Genomic DNA, 14,321 nt, shown 5'->3' with positions numbered 1-14,321 from the left:
AGCTCGACCGCTACGATCCCGCGATGCAGGCGCTGGTCGAGCATCTCGATCTTCTCGCCAAGCGCGACATCGCGGGCTTGCGCAAGGTTTGCGGCGTCGACGACGAGGACATCGCCGACATGATCGGCGAGATCCGCCGTCTCAACCCCAAGCCCGGCATGAAGTTCGGCTCGGCGCGTTTGCAGACCATGGTGCCGGATGTCTATGTCCGCCCGGGACCTGACGGCGGCTGGCATGTCGAGCTCAACAGCGACACCTTGCCGCGCGTGTTGGTCAACCAGACCTACTATTCCGAGCTATCGAAGAAGATCGGCAAGGATGGCGACAAGTCCTACTTCACCGACGCGCTGCAGAACGCGACCTGGCTGGTGCGCGCGCTCGACCAGCGCGCCCGCACCATCCTGAAGGTTGCGACCGAGATCGTGCGCCAGCAGGACGGCTTCTTTACCCATGGCATGACGCATCTTCGCCCGCTCAATCTGAAGGCCGTCGCCAACGCCATCCAGATGCATGAATCCACGGTGTCGCGCGTCACCGCCAACAAATACATGGCGACCAATCGCGGCACATTCGAGTTGAAATATTTCTTCACGGCCTCGATCGCCTCGGCCGACGGCGGCGAGGCGCATTCGGCGGAAGCCGTGCGTCACCACATCAAGCAGCTGATCGATTCGGAAGAGCCGGCCGCGATCCTGTCGGACGATACCATAGTGGAACGCTTGCGCGCCTCGGGCATCGATATTGCCCGCCGCACGGTCGCGAAGTACCGCGAAGCCATGCGCATTCCCTCCTCACTGCAACGCCGCCGCGACAATGAGTGGGTAACAATCAACAGTCGAGCATCGGCCGGAGTTCGCCGTCCGTGAAGAACACTTGAGCCGCCGATTCGAATTGCGAAGCGACTTTTGTTCTAGCTGGGTGGACCGACAAGCAACGTTGGAACTCGTCGGGCATGATTACTCGCCTCGGGTACGTTGGCGAGCAGCGAGGGCTGGAACGGGGCGACATAGAGGACCAGGACGTTTCCCGCGAGGCTCGATATGATCATCGACATGACCTTACGTTGGTAGCGGCGGGCTGCGACAGCGGATACAGGCTCCTATCGGCGCTTTTCGACGAAGTCTACAGGATGATCTCGGCCGGCCGCCGCTACCAACGCGCAGATTTGGATTCGATCTGAGCGACATTGCTCCAGGCAACATCGCCGATCACGATGGGGCGCGGCTTCTTCACCACAGAGACTTTAGGCACACGTTCCCATAAGCCACGCGCTCGACCAGACCGCCTCGACCGACATCGCTCTTGGTGCGCACGCCCAACGGCGTATCATCCACCGTCAGATTACGCACCAATATGTCTCTGGCTCCCGAATCCAACTCGCTGCCGATGGACATGCCGTCCCCCCGGGCTGCTTGAGCCATTGTCGCCGGCCTTGAGCCCCGCGATCACCAGACACCGAAACTGTCGTCCAGCCCGGAAGGAGCATCGCAAATTTGTAGCGACACGTCTGTGGACACCAAAGCCGGTTCGACGGCAACGCGACGCCTCGATACAAGCTACATGCGGCGTAGGCTTTTCCGGGAATTCAAGCGGTCGCGATAGCGAGTTCGGAGCGTCTGCGACAATCGCTTGTGTCCTCTAATAGTCGCTGGGCAACCGGCGAGGCGGTTGATCCGCCGCCGAGGATGCCGGCTCATCTTCAAGCAATCGCCGAAGCTCTCCCGGCGGCATCTGATCCTCGTTGAATATAAACGCATCTGGATCAGCCGAAACAGGCAAATTGCCGACCGGCTGATCCAGGCCGGACGGCACGGGCTCATCATTCAGCAGTCCACGGAACTCGCCTGGTGAGAATGGCAGGTACTCGAGTTCCAGTGCCGCGGTATTGGCCATGGACGGCAAGAGGCCGGCGGACGGATCCACTCCGCCCGGTCCAGGCGCATCATCGATCAGTCGACCAAGCTGCCCTGGAGAAACCGGCAGGGAATCGGAACTGAAAAGATTTGGATCTATCGAGCCGGAGTGCTGATCAAATAGCTGATCCGCCAGCTGTGGTGTGGATTCATCATCCAGCAGTCGCCAAAGCTCCCCAGGAGAAAGGGGTGCTCGAGCCATGACGGAAGCTTCTGTATCAAGCGAGCCTGCGACCTCCTGCGCTAGTCGATGCGGCTCCGACGGTGTGGGTTCAATATGCAACAACCGCGACAGCTCCCCCGGAGAAAGCGGCAGGGGCGCGAAAGTAAAGGCGTCTGGATCTGCCCGGGCTGCGAGCTCATTGGCGAGCGGATCCGGATCCAACTGCGCAGACTCATTAGCCACGAACTGGGAAGGCTCCGCGGGAGCAAACTGCCGGGCATCCAAGGTGAGCTCCCCTGGATCGACGGAGACCGGCGAATGCACTGATTGACTCGCCAGTGCTCGCCTGCGTTTCGCCGGGCGGTCGATGAGATCCTCTGGATCCGAAGTGAATTCCTCCCGATCGGTGGAAGCTGACAGAAGGATGGATTCATCCCACCCGCCGTCGATTTGGTCGCGAAGCTCCTGTTCCTGCCTCAGAAGTTCGGGATCCTCGGCCATGACGGACGGCGCGACGCCATCGTCATCATCGAGGAGCCGCCAAAGCGCCTCCGGGACGACATTCGACCTTAGCGATCCGGCGGCGGCGCTGCTTTTGGCCTGGTCAGGGCCGTCTGATGCGGAAGACCCGTGCTCCGAACCGTCCAAGCCCCCACGATGCTCACGGAGCGCCCAGAGCGAACCCGTCATTCTCTTCCAGTTCTTCGGAAAGGCTTCCTTAACATAGTCGTACAGCGCATCATCACTTGTTCCAGCAAGCGTCTCGCCGCGCATCCCGAGACTGTTCGACAGCTTGCGAAGCATCGTGTCATGATGCTGGACGGTCGCGGGGGCCCAGTGCTTGCTCTTGATACCCTCGTCTATGACGCTTTCGATAAGCGGCGCATCAACTTCAGTTGGAGCGACACGTGTGCGGCCAGTACTCATCGAAGTCGCGGCACGCGCGCGCCTGCCCCTGACTGCAGGTGAACCTCCGCGCTGTTCTTGAAGGGCCCGCAAAGCTATACCTACGTGCTTATTCTCCCTGAACACGGTGTCAGAGAGCTGATTTAGTGCACTATCATCACTGGTTTCGAGCGACTGGCCTCGCTCGCCGAGGTAATTCGCCACCTTGTAAAGCATTAAAGTATACTTCTCGGCCGTCAACGGCGACAATTTTCGGCGAGCACTGACGCCGCTCATCATCTCGTGAATGTAATCAAAATCCGCGCGCGACACATTCGGCGGCGGTTTACGGCCGCGGCGCCAGGCAAGGTCAGCGGAATCGACCGCGCGCGCCGCATCTAATTGCTGCTCGAAGGCGTCTTCTCCCGCCTGGTTCGGTTGATCGTCCCGAACGGCGTGTCGTACCGATGGCGGAGGAGGTGCTGCATTGGATATGGCGAAATTGTGCGAGTCCATGCCAGCCTCCATCCAGGCTCACCGGGTTAGTCCGTATTCGGAGAAGCTTTCGAGAAGCTGACGAGGTTACCGGCCGGCACCGGATCGCATTCGACCGAGGGGCCCTCTTCCTGGTTCTCACGAATTTAGGTGACTGCCGTTCCTGCCGTCCGGATCGCATCGTGATCGTTTGCGGACATAGTCAGCCAGTTCTCGTCATTCTCCATGCGATGCCGGATGAGGCACGGTCGGCTTCCGCGGTCAGCACCGCCGGTGACCCGCATGCCTTGTCTTACTGTCATAGCGGACCATCGTGTCATTGAAGCGGCCCTCGCCCTTCAGACACGTCTAGGAGTAATTTGAAACAGACGGACAAAACGACCGAACCGGCTGGCTCAAGATGGAGAGCTTTGACATTCCCTTCAGTACATCTACGTGAGCAGCCCCCGAAGCAAGACGCTCTAGCCAAAGACGCGGCGATACGTCCAGTATGTGGTGCTACTCTGCGCGCATCCCCTGGCCAACGCACCGCGCTCAACCAAAAAGCCGAGCCCTATCGACAGGGCCGCACCCAGTTGTCCGATTCGCCCGCCGGGCTCGCCCCCCATGGGTCTCGAGATCTTCACCAACTCCGCGACAAAACCGTTCGCGCTAACGGCGGTCCCATGATCGACTCGAAAACGCCACACCGGCATTCTGATCAACAGGATCGTCGACGCTGCGGGATTTTTGCGATCGCACGTGACGTATTGAATTAGTTGCCGCAGAGCTGCGTTGGCGTTCATCGATCGGCGATGAGACTGCTCGACGCTCAAGCCTCCGCTCCAGATCCGCCAATCCTGCCTTACATTCCTCGACAACCGATTGGGCGCGAAGCAGCTTGACCTTGAGCTCGTCCTGTTGCCTGAGTATTTTCTCAGGATCACAATCGTCCTGCATCAGCTCATTGACCATCTGCAAAGGCACCGATTCAAAGCCGCCGCTTAGCTTCACGAACCCAGGCTCGGTATCTCGCAGATGCCCGGCGCTTGAGCCACCGGCCAAAACTGACGCGAACAAGCGTCCTGAGGTACAACGCCTTTACCGTGGTGTGCACCATCTTGTTGAGGACCGCCATTCGTCCCGAGCCTTTTACAAGACAATCGGATTGTGCCCGGTAAACCGGAGCGCGATCCGAAGATGGCAGAGTTCGTGACGCAGGCGCACGGTTTGGAAAGCGCATCAGGAGACCTCTGCTATCGATCAAGCGGGCAAGTTCATCTGAATACCTCGACCGGATGGTGAACGAGCATCATAGTCGCAATTGGTTTCGTCACATCTTGAGGCAACCGGCATGCCAATTCCGGTTGAGTGTTTTTATGAAGAAACGATGTCAGTTTTCCCGCGGCACGTAGTTGCAAGCGGCACTATTGTCGCGATTGAAACAAACGACGTCTTGAACGAGACAGCCAAAGCCGTAACCACGACAGCCATAGCAGCGCTCACTATGGCAGCGGTCGATATTGAGAGAAGATTTTGCGGACGTCGGCCAGAATGCTCTCACCATTTTGAGCGGTGCGTTTTTGTGTGAGAACATGCTATTGCTGGCCATGGCGCGATGATGCGAACGCGAGCGCAGCGATAAGATCGTGTCAGCGAGGGCAAAGGGTTAGCTGAAGCGCGCAATCCGGGGCAGCGTGTTCATGAGGAAGACAGCAGAAAGAAGCTCGCATCGCGGCCTCGTCGTTGGCGAAATGGGTAGCTCGCCGTCAACTCACCGACGAACTCGCCGCAACTGCAACACTCGCCACCCCGATCCCTCACGCAGGTCGGACAGATCGCGATGATGGCGACGGATCTGGCCTGGATCGGCCATATCGGCACTGAGGCAGCAGCGGCAGCAGCCCTGCCGGCATAATCTTGCGATTGGCTTGACTCTCGCAGCCGGTGTGATCTCGGCGGTGGGTCCGCCCGCGGCCAAGCATGTGGGGCGGTGGACGGCGCCCTGTTACGGCGATCGGTGCGCATGGGGCTACGGGCCGCCGATCATGGTTTTGCCGCAGCAGGGCGAGTAAATTGTGATTGCGCTCGGGGACGAACCAACCATCGCGGCTAGCTCAACAATATCTGTTCAGGCTGGCCTGGGGCATCTTGCCGGCATTGTGGTTCCTGGCGATCCGTAGTTCATGCCAGCAGTCAACTGCCCAAGGCCAGCCTTGTGGATCACGCTCGCCACCATCCGACCAACGCACTGGTGGCCTATCTGTTGACCACCGGCCAATTCGGCTTGCCGCAACTCGACTGTTCGGAGCCGGCCTTGCGACCAGCCTCGTGAACAGTGCGACTTTCCTTGCCGGGCTTTGCTTCGTCACACAGTGTCGCCCGTTTCGCGACTACCAGGTGCTTCGATATCCGTGGCGGATCGTTGGCCATTGATGCGGCAGCTCATCGTGATCGGGACGCCGGTTTCGATTGCCATTTTCACGGAATCGGGCCCTTCTCTGCGACGGCGCTTCTGATGGGTGGTAATCAGCACCACTGCCGTTGCAGGCCATCAGATTCCCTTGCAGGTCGCAACGGTCCTCTTCATGATTCCATTCTGCATCGGGACCGCGGTGAGCGTACGCGTCGGACACACACTCGGCCGCAACGATCTGTCCGCATTGGGCGAGCAGGTGCTACCGCCATGCTGCTCGGAAGCGTGGTCGCGGCGATTGCTACGATTGCGGTGGTCGGCACTCGGTTTGAAATCGCCGAGCTGTTCGTCGGCCAATCGGCTACCAACGCCGACGCCACGAGGCAGGAGCCGCCCTACTCATGGCGTTCGCTCTGCGGAACGCAGGCGTTGTTCAACAAAGGCCGACGGAGATCGTCGACCCGGGAAGCTCATCGGGATCCACACCGCGTTGATCCGCGCGCATTTTCTCATGAAGCTCTGGCAGGACTGGATCGAGTTCTTCCTGCTCGAGCGTCTTGGCTCCATCTTCCGCCAGGTACGCTGCCAGAGCCGCGATACCGGAGTCCGGTGGACATCGAGCGGGTGCCGATTTTTTGAACGGCACTTGTCCCAAGCGCTCGGCAACTTCGACGCTCATGAGGTGAGGACCGATCGGTCGATCGACCGCGCGCTCGATGGTGCGGAAGATCCAAGTGCCGTCCGGATCGATGTCCGACCAATGAAAGATCGGCGTTTCTTCGGATACCAATCTTGCGATCGTCCGCAGCGCCTGCTGGGTGGCGAGCGAGGGGTACCCGCCGACATACATGGTCGTTCCTAATCGACCGGGGTCCGCTTCGGCGATGTGCCGGTTGAAGCTTGCGAAGTTTTCGATCGTCAGAATGTAGGCCGGCGGCTCCCGGAAGCGGACGCGATCTGCTTCCTTGGGACTGATCCCGAGATAGTGCGGAGAGATACCGGACAGGTCGGCTCCATCGAGGTCGATCTTGCCCGCGATCAGAAGCGGCGGGGCGAAGCGCTCCAGTCCGATCGCTCGCAGTGCCTCGCGCGGGCGGGCGCCAGGCGGAAAGTCCATTATGCCGCTCAAAAGCCGGACCACGGCACCCTCGATGCGCTCGAGTATCTTGCTGTGCCCCACCGTACGTCGCGAGAAAGTTTTGTAGTCGACGTCCAGATGCTTATTATCGAGGATCGCCTGGGCGAGAACGAATGCGTGGCGCAGCGTATCGACGTCGGACGAACCGAATCCGTGCCACGTCTTACCCCGCGCCCACACCTCTGCGATTTGAGAGCCACTGTTCTTCAGGGACTCGTGCAGCGCCACTCCGGCTATAAGCCGCGCGGCGGCGTCCTCCGCGATGCGTGACGCCGGCGTGCGGTCAAGGTATGGGTATAAGATCTCCGCCGAGGCCAACCGCACGTGCGCCACTTGGTCCCGCTTCGCGCCGCGCCCCCAGCCAATGGACACCGCGCCGGCACTTTCGGCTTTCCTGATCTGGTTCAGAAAAGCGTCCGCCGCGACGACCGACGAGAAAGCGGCATAGTCGGGGTGGGCGATTGGGCTTGTGGCCCCGGCCTCGAAGCGATCGAGCAGGTCGTTCAGCAGGCCGATCGCGTCTGTGAAACGTCGCGCCATGACTACTCAGCGGCCAGACGGGTGGCGAGCTCGTCTTCGGACATCAGGTCGGGATCGATGGCCATCAGTTCGCGCTTGGCCTTCTCTTTAAGTTCCACCACTGTGGCCCTGGACTGTTCGCCGATGCGGTCCACCTCCACGATTGTGTCCATGTGCTCGAGCACGGCGACCCGCTTCTCGAACGGCGCCGCGATCACGAACTGCAGGCCGAGGTTTTTGTAAAAGCTCATCATCTGCCGCTGGTTCTTGCCGTCCATCTTGGAGAAGGCCTCGTCGAACATGGCCAAGGCGAAGCCGGCGGGCTTGCCGACACGACGCTCCGCGCTGCCGTAGACGGCGGCCAGCGAAGCGCCGATGGCGACGTAGATGGGCACCTGCTGTTCGGCGCCGGATCCGGTGCCGCGCCGCTGCTCCCAGCGGGTCGAGCGGCCGGTGGCGACATCCTCCATGTGGATCTCGAAGGTGTAAAAGTTGCGGTAGTCCTCGAACTGGGTGAAGTCCTTATCGGGATCTTAGAGCAATGCCTCGAGCGCAAGGATCGTATCCTTGTGCGGGAAGTCATCGGGCACGTCGCCCCGGAACAGCATATCGAGGGCCTCCGGAGAGGTTTTGGCGATCTCGATGATCTTCAGGATGGGCTGGAATTCCACCATCTGAGTGCGGTGGAATGAATAACGCTCGTTGTGGAAGGGATGTGCGTAGAGGCTACGGTTTAACGATTGCAGCTCCCGCTCCATCTTGCCGATCCGGGCCGTGAGCGCGTTGATGAACTCGCCGCGCAGCAGGGTGGAGGCCTTTTCCGCCGCTTCCCGCGCCTGCCGTTCGTACTGGCGCAGCTCGTTGGATTCGATGTCCGAGATGAGCTGTTCCATCCAGGGCTTCACCTCCCGCAGCGGCTCGCTCTCCGCGCCGACTTGCGAGCTCATCCCGAACTGGTCGAAGTAATCGTAAAGGAGTTCGCGGACCCGTCGCTCGATCCGGAGGCGTTCGGCGTCCGAGGCGTCCGCATCCTTCAGCGCTCTGTCGGCGATGGCGCGGTGTTTCTCCGCGAAGCCCTTCTGGGCCGCGGCATTGAGGCGCTCGCGGTACACGATCCTGCCCTTCGCGGCGGAGTAGAGCGGGAAGGTCTTGCGATAGATCGACCGGGCGACCCGCAGGTTAAGCTCGGAGCCGGGTACGTTTTCGCCCTCTCCCAGTCTCCTTTCTGCCGATCTGACCTCACCGTCATGCTCGCCGAACGCCTTCTGCTGGATCTTTCGCTCGTCGAGCCTCTTCTCCTTCAGCTTCTGCTGCGCTCGTTTCTTCTCGCGAAGTCCGCCGTCGCCCGCCCCGTCCAGCGCTTCGAGCCTCGCCTGGGCTTCGGCGATCTCGGTCTGCGCGGCCGCGAAGGCAGCGGCGCAGGCCTTCAGATCGTCACGTCCCTCGCAGATGTTCTTCAGAGCGGCAAAGGCCTGCTCTGCCGCCTGGGCCTCCTTGCTCTTTTCCGTTTGGAGCCGATCCAGTTCCTCGGCCTGATCCTGCAGCGAGCGCAGGGCGTTCGCCTGGGCCGCCTTTCCAATCTTGTGCTGCGAGGCTTCGATCCAGCGATGGGTCCTTACGAGGCCGTCGTCGTAGAGGCCGTCCTTCATGATAGCCCGGCCGGGTCTGTTGAACTGATCGAGCGTGTCCGCGAGGCGGACTGTGCCGTAGCGGCGCATGATGAAGGCCATCGCGTCCGGATCCTGGCTCCGGAAGATCGAGGGGAAAGTACCGCGCTCCGGCTTGGCCCTGAACTGCTCGAGCTTGTTCAGGCTCACGAGCGATGCATGGCGAAACTCGCGGCGACCTTCCTTGAAGGTTGACGTGGCGGCGCTGATGTCCGCTCTGTCCACGAACACGGCTTCCCGGTCGCGGCCGAGGAGCGCCTCGGCGGCTCCTACCCATTCGGGTTCGGCGACTTCGATGATGTCGCAGAGCACGCGCGGGACCATTCCGCTCTGCCGCAGCCTGCGGCAGAGGAGTTCAGTGTCGTCGCCGAGATAGGCGCGCGCCCCTCCAGCGGCGTCCTGTCGGATTCGTTCGAGCACCTCGTCACGGCGGCCTCGGAGCCCGGAAAGCTCCGCGATGATCCTTTGACGCGCTTCGTCGATCTTCGGCAGCCATTTCGCGCCGCTTGCCGCGAAGGACTTCTCGGCCGCGGAGAGCTCGTCGGAGACATGCCCGATGTCGGCCCCGGCGGTGGCGGTCAGAAGGCTCTCAAGCGCAGGAACGAAGTCCTCGAAACCGTCCGCGCACATCGCGCGGAGCGGCTCCAGGCGACGGATGTTCTCCATGCGAGCCTTGAAGTCCGCTGAGGCGCGGTGCGCCGCCTGACCGGCAACATCGGTGGTCTGCTGCAGGGACTTTCTGCCGGTCTTGGCATCGTGCTCGGCGATCGCGGCCGTGAGACGTTCGATCTCGTTATCGATGGCCTTGACGTCGTCGTCGATGAATTCGAGTTCTTTTGCTGCCGCGTCCCGGCGCGCCATCTCGGTACGCCGCTTGGTCTTGAAGTCCAGGTTTGTCGCGCGCGCTGCGAGCCAAGTCGCGCGTTTTGCGATCCACTCCTCCCTGAACTTGGTCTCGAGCGCTTCTTCAAGGGTGCCGAGGACGACGCGAAGCGCCCTCAGGGCTTCGAGCCTGAGGCGCATCTTTCTGATGGTTTCGCTGATATTGCGGTATGTCTGGATCGACTCGCGCAGCTCCTTGATGCCGATCGGACTGTCCTCGAGGATGTAGTTCCGCACGAACTGTGTGGCCGTCTGGTTGTGGTCGAGCGTCATCGCGTTGACGATCGATTTCTGCAGGGCGCTGGCGTTCTGCTCGCCATAGGGCGAATGCGGCAGAAGATGGCGCATGTATTCGCGGACGTAGTCGCTCGCCCGGTCGCGATGATTGACGAAGTTGCCTTCGCCGACCGCAGCGACGATCCGGGCGCGCACGTCCTCCCACTGCGCCGGGAATTGCGACTTTCCTCGCTGCTCGATGAAGTCCTTGGAGCGCAGAACGGTCCCGACGGCGACGAACAGTGCCAGCACGGTTTCCCTGCTGTCGGACTTGCGCGCCTCAAGCGCCATGCCGATCGTGACCGGCGGTCGATCGCCTTCCTTGTCTTCGAACCCTAGCGCCACGTAGGTGCGCGCCTCGTCACGCCGGCGCTGGTCTTCGCCGAGCGTCCCAAGGCAGTAATCGACGACGCTGCGCTTCGAGCCGCTGCGCGATTTTCCGCTGTCGCCGGCGACGGCGTTCAGGCGCAGGAACCGCCGGCTCGCGCCGGTGAGAACGACCTGTGCCATGTCGAGTATTGTCGATTTGCCGGACCGGTTCTCGCCCAGGACCCCGACGTGTCCTGTCACGTCGATGTCGGCGACGTCGAACAGGTGCCAGTTCACCATCGTCAGGTGGCGTAGCTCCATCATGCCTCGTCTCCTGCGGGCTGCGGAAACCGCGCCTCCTCGCTACGGACGTAGCGCTCAAGCCGTTGGAGGGCATCGCCGCCACTGATCAGCTTGATCATCGGGCGGATCCTGATCTCGCAGTCCTGCTGCTCGTCGTCAAAATCACCGATCTCGACCAAACTGCGTTGGGCGGCCTCGCGCAGGATGTCCCGGAAGCGGGCGGCCGAGATCGCGCCTCCGCCGCCGTGTTGCGCCATCTCGCGATAGCGATCGAACAGGTCGTTCAAAGTGGCCACTACGACGGCCCGGTCCTCGACCGCTCCGACGTTCACCTCCTGCTGCCAGTATGCCGCCAGTACCAACACAACAATGGTTTCGTCGAGCTTCATTCGAGGCAGCGGCACGTCCTCATCCATGGCGACGATGCCGGCCCATTGCGCCTCCGGATCGCGATGGACGCGATATCCGCAACTATCGAAGAAGCCGTCGACCAGGTCGCGGAAACGGCCGTCCATGATCGTGTTGTAGACCGTCCCAGTGCGGGGATCTCCCGCGAACACGAACTGCCGCCGTAGCAGGAAGTGCTGCGCTTTGCGGAGGTCGGCTGCCTTTTCCGCGCCGAAGGAGCGCTCGACGTTTTCGAACTCACTGAGCACGGGCTGCCTCCGCTTTCCGGAAGTCGCCGGCTCGCCTGACCACGAAGTTCGCACACCGAAGCCATTCGCTGTCGTGGGGCGGCGTGTCTGGGCGCGGCTCCAGATCGAACCCGGCCGCGACCTGCGCCGGAACTTCGCCCGTCAACGCATATCGGCGGGCGCAATCGAAGGCGAGAAAGTCGTCCACGGTATCGATTTCCATGAAGCGGGCTTCCCTGGTCGCGAATGGCGGCACCTGGCCTTCGAGGAATCGTCTGACATCCTCGGGGCGGGGCGCGATGCGAGCGATGTACTCGAGGCGGAGTTTCTTCCGCAGTTCGTACAGCGGGTCCGATGGCGGCTCGGCGAGCTCCCTTGCTTCGACGGGACGGCGGGGCTGCCTGGCCGGCGCCTGATGGTGCTCCGACCAGGGGGACCGCAGCGGCTCGATGCTCCATTCGATAGTCGCCTTGTGGTGTCTGCCGTCCCGCATTAGGGCGTCCAGGCGCCGCACCAGGTCGCCGGCGCGGCTGACGAGTCCCTGCCCGCCCCGCTCGGCGTACTTAATGGTGTTGCGGACCCGGGCTTCGAGCTGCCTGCGAAAGGCCTCGATCCTATCGAACATCTCCCCGATCTGTTCAAAGATGCTTTCGATGGCCAGCAGGTCGTCGGCCGCGGCCATTCGACCGTCCTCGATATCGGCTGCCATGCTGGAAGCTGTGTACTCCTCGGCGAGGACCTGCATGGTTTCCGGGGTGTAGGAGATCCTCCGCGCGAGATCGACGATAGCGTCGCGAAAGCGGTACGGATGGTTGACGGTGAGGATGGACTCGAAATCCTTCAGCAGGAGCTGGTCGACAAATTCCTCGAAAAAGGCTTCCAGCCGTGTAGCGACTGTTTTCGACTCCATGACCGTCCGCCGGATCCGCTTCAGGTCGGCCAGAATGGCCCGCAGGCTCTTCGTGAACTGGTCGGCCTGATTGCGCGCCTCGCGGACGGCGAGCGCGGCTTCGCGCTGCTTGCGGTCGGTGATCTCGGGCCTCAGTTTTTCGACGGCCTCCAGGTTGAGGCGGATTTGCACGATCAAGCCGCCGAATCGCTGCGAGAGATCCTTGTTGAGGCTCGCCAGCCGCTGGATCACGAGCAGCGGTCCCATAGCCATGTCAACGGTAACGCGAAGCCCGTATTCCTCCTCTTCAAGCCACCCCCAGGCGAGCAGCCGGGCGTACAATTGTCGGGCAAGACCGAGCGCCTTGTCGCCCTTCTCGGAAGCGAGCGCGACGTCGGCCTTCCGGATCCGGCGGCGTCCCGCGGAGATCATTTCTGGCAGGCTGCCGAAATCATCGCCTTCATTCCAGAGGCCGGGATTAGCGCGCATGACGTCATAGATGGCATGGACGACCTGCTGGGGGGTCGGAAAGGACGGCGCGCCTGAAAAGAAGCGTTCATGGAGGTCGAGCAGACAGGCCGCGTACAGGTGCTTGTGATCGCGTGAGAAGGCCAAAAACGCGTCGTCATGCAAATGGCGGAACAAAGACAATCGCTATCACTCCCTGAATCGGCGGCATCAAAATAAGGGATGCAGCTTGCCGCCCTGCACTCAGAATCTGCCGAGGGGATACCTCAGTCGAGATGTATCGCAAGGCTGCTGCAACTCACTCTCCAGGTCACGATGGATCGCTACGGCCATCTGTTCAAGTCGGATGACCATAAGGCTGCGATGCACCTGATCGCGGAAAGCCTCTTTTGATTTAAAGATATGAACGGGATAGATACTACGTATGCGATATTTCGCAATTTTTGCGAAAAACAACGTATATAGCTTGACCCCGGCCTGGAATTAGTATATTCCACATGCAGATTTTCGATATTTTGCGAATTTCTTCATATGAATAGTTCACGTCTTCCCCATGGCCGCGCGCTGCTCCAGCGTGTTCTCGCTGCATCGGGTGATGTCGTCCATATCGCCGATGTCGCCAAGGCTCTTGCCGTTTCAAGGGTCGAGGCGGCCAAGCGGCTTGCTCGCTGGCGCGAGCAAGGCTGGCTAAGTCGGGTCGGAACTGGTGCTTACGTTCCGGCGTCCATCGATACTCTCGGTTCGGAACGTGTTCTTGATGATGGCTGGGTTCTCGTGCCGGCGCTTTTCGCGCCAGCCTATGTCGCTGGCCGTACCGCTGCCGAGCACTGGGACCTTACCGAGCAAATATTCAAAGACATCGTTGTGGTCACTGGTCAGGCCATCCGTACGAAGCAGCAACAACGGCATGGCTTTGATTTTTCGCTCAAACACGTGAAGGCGGAGAAGATCTTCGGTACCAAGCCCGTCTGGCGGCATCACACTAAGGTGCCGGTTTCTGATGTACACCGGACCATCGTCGATATGCTCGACGATCCCGCCCTGGGCGGCGGCATCCAGCAGGTCGCCGACTGTCTGGGCGCCTATTTCAAACGAGCTGATCGCAGCGACCAGAAATTGATCGAATACGCAGACCAGCTCGGGAATGGAGCCGTTTTCAAACGCCTCGGCTTCCTGGCCGACCGGCACGATGATGAAGGCGCGCTTGCGGAGCAATGTCGCACAAGGCTCACGGCCGGTAATGCCAAGCTTGATCCTGCTTTGGAATGCAAGCGACTCATCTCAAGATGGCGGCTGCTTGCTCCCTTATCCTGGGCCACCGGAGACGCTAGTTGATCGACAAGCGCGAAATCCTTGATCTTGCTGCGCAGACTTCGCTCACACC

At 61.1% G+C, this 14,321-nt stretch carries 9 protein-coding genes and 2 pseudogenes; 3 read left to right on the top strand and 8 right to left on the bottom strand.

Translation table 11 applies throughout. From position 1 onward, the window contains the following. Nucleotides 1–866: RNA polymerase factor sigma-54 (gene rpoN / locus E4K65_RS42030; protein ID WP_135179097.1), on the top strand; the 866-nt coding region annotated here is incomplete at its 5' end. A 363-nt stretch (nt 867–1,229) separates the two neighbouring features. Here the strand turns inward: rpoN and E4K65_RS42025 are convergent. From E4K65_RS42025 to E4K65_RS42015, 3 genes are all read right to left on the bottom strand, one after another. Then, entirely contained in the window at nt 1,230–1,394 is a 165-nt protein-coding gene (locus E4K65_RS42025; RefSeq protein ID WP_235885970.1) for a glycosyl hydrolase family 28 protein, read from the bottom strand. A gap of 244 nt (nt 1,395–1,638) precedes the next feature. Further along, nucleotides 1,639–3,477: a hypothetical protein gene (locus E4K65_RS42020; protein WP_135179095.1), complete on the bottom strand. Its 1,839-nt coding sequence runs from the start codon at nt 3,475–3,477 to the stop codon at nt 1,639–1,641. A gap of 630 nt (nt 3,478–4,107) precedes the next feature. Further along, the gene (locus E4K65_RS42015; protein ID WP_235885969.1) at nt 4,108–4,449 is read right to left on the bottom strand and encodes a hypothetical protein; all 342 of its coding nucleotides are present in this window, start codon (nt 4,447–4,449) and stop codon (nt 4,108–4,110) included. Nucleotides 4,450–5,957: 1,508 nt separating this feature from the next. Between E4K65_RS42015 and E4K65_RS50105 the strand changes: the two are divergent. Continuing rightward, nucleotides 5,958–6,101: pseudogene (locus E4K65_RS50105) on the top strand (MATE family efflux transporter); the annotation flags it as partial. A 183-nt stretch (nt 6,102–6,284) separates the two neighbouring features. On the opposite strand, the gene E4K65_RS42005 reads toward E4K65_RS50105, so the two are convergent. The 5 genes and pseudogenes from E4K65_RS42005 to E4K65_RS41990 all read right to left on the bottom strand — a co-directional run bounded on the left by E4K65_RS42005 (nt 6,285) and on the right by E4K65_RS41990 (nt 13,120). Beyond that, on the bottom strand, nt 6,285–7,529 hold the full coding sequence (locus tag E4K65_RS42005) for a Wadjet anti-phage system protein JetD domain-containing protein (protein ID WP_235885968.1): 1,245 nt from the start codon (nt 7,527–7,529) through the stop codon (nt 6,285–6,287). 2 nt (nt 7,530–7,531) lie between these two features. Further along, nucleotides 7,532–8,008 (bottom strand): annotated as a pseudogene (locus E4K65_RS49135) (SbcC/MukB-like Walker B domain-containing protein); the annotation flags it as partial. Nucleotides 8,009–8,041: 33 nt separating this feature from the next. Continuing rightward, entirely contained in the window at nt 8,042–10,963 is a 2,922-nt protein-coding gene (locus E4K65_RS42000) for an ATP-binding protein (RefSeq protein ID WP_283813929.1), read from the bottom strand. After that, nucleotides 10,963–11,601, bottom strand: a complete 639-nt coding sequence (locus E4K65_RS41995) for a DUF4194 domain-containing protein (RefSeq protein ID WP_135179094.1) — start codon at nt 11,599–11,601, stop codon at nt 10,963–10,965. Before E4K65_RS41995 ends, E4K65_RS42000 begins: the two co-directional genes overlap by 1 nt. Next, nucleotides 11,591–13,120 carry a Wadjet anti-phage system protein JetA family protein gene (locus E4K65_RS41990; protein WP_126261380.1) on the bottom strand — a complete coding sequence of 510 codons (1,530 nt, stop codon included), beginning with the start codon at nt 13,118–13,120 and terminating at the stop codon, nt 11,591–11,593. Before E4K65_RS41990 ends, E4K65_RS41995 begins: the two co-directional genes overlap by 11 nt. Nucleotides 13,121–13,468: 348 nt before the next feature. On the opposite strand from E4K65_RS41990, the gene E4K65_RS41985 reads away from it, so the two are divergent. Next, entirely contained in the window at nt 13,469–14,272 is an 804-nt protein-coding gene (locus E4K65_RS41985; protein WP_135179093.1) for a type IV toxin-antitoxin system AbiEi family antitoxin domain-containing protein, read from the top strand. Nucleotides 14,273–14,321 lie beyond the last annotated feature (49 nt).

The organism is Bradyrhizobium niftali, assembly GCF_004571025.1.
GTDB classification, from domain to species: Bacteria; Pseudomonadota; Alphaproteobacteria; order Rhizobiales; family Xanthobacteraceae; genus Bradyrhizobium; species Bradyrhizobium niftali.
This window is presented reverse-complemented; position numbering and strand designations above follow the sequence as displayed.